The 1,003-nt window shown below is 46.0% G+C and carries 2 protein-coding genes; both read right to left on the bottom strand.

What is annotated here, in order from left to right:
• Positions 1 to 305: ATP-binding cassette domain-containing protein (locus tag ACTXGO_RS14605; RefSeq protein ID WP_443575028.1), on the bottom strand; the 305-nt coding region annotated here is incomplete at its 3' end.
• 134 nt (positions 306 to 439) lie between these two features.
• The coding region (locus tag ACTXGO_RS14600) for an ABC transporter permease subunit (protein WP_443575025.1) at positions 440 to 1,003 on the bottom strand (564 nt) is incomplete at its 5' end.

The raw sequence follows: 1,003 nt of genomic DNA, 5'->3' as shown, positions 1-1,003 counted from the left end.
GCCACAGTCAAATTATCGATAATTGTCAGATGCGGAAACAACTCAAAATGTTGAAACACCATGCCAACGCGGCTACGCAGTTTGGGCAAATTGGTTTTGCTATCACCTACTGAGATGTCATTGACCATGATCTGCCCCTTTTGAAAAGGCTCAAGACCGTTAACTGTCTTGATCAAAGTGGATTTACCGCTACCTGACGGGCCACAAACGACGACAACATCGCCTCGGTGTACGTGCGCAGTACAATCGGTCAATACTTGAAAGTCGCCATACCATTTGCTGACGCTGTCAATTTCAACGACCATCTCATCGGTAGCATGGCCGTTATTTGTGACCAGTCCACCAAAGTCATTTATATATGTGTCAGCTTTGCTCATCGCAGGCTCCTAGCCATTTTTCTATATGTAATTGCGGTATAAAATACTCTTTATACCCTGTTCTAAAACCTCAAACGTTTTTGTACTTGCTGTACGCCGATAGAGGCGCTCAAACTAATGATAAAGTACACGGCACCTGCACCTAAAATATATGGCGTTAACAAGCCCATCAACTCCCCGCGCACGTAGGCGGCGCGGAAAAAGTCCGTCAAGCCAATAGCAAATACCAGCGTCGTATCTTGAAACAAGATAATACACTGTTGAAGTATTAGCGGCAGCATCTTACGAAACGCTTGCGGCAAGATGACCAAACGCATCGTCTGTCCATAGGTCATACCCAGCGCTTTGGCCGCATTGACCTGTCCGCTTCCGATCGATTGAATACCCGCTCTGACAACCTCCGAGAAATACGCCGCCTCAAACATCATAAAGGCAACCACACAGGAGGCAAAAGCAGCATCGAGTTGTAAGTATTTGCCCGCAACCCAAAAGTAGATCATAGGTACGGCAAAGTAAAACCAAAGTAGTACCAATAACAGTGGCACTGATCGAAAATAGTTGACGTATAGTTTGGCAGGGACTTCTAGTGCTTTGATGCCAGATAAACGCATCAAAGCGAGCACAGT

This window comes from Psychrobacter sp. T6-1 (assembly GCF_052258445.1).
The sequence above is the reverse complement of the archived record's forward strand: the minus strand, read 5'-3'. Positions and strand labels throughout refer to the sequence as shown.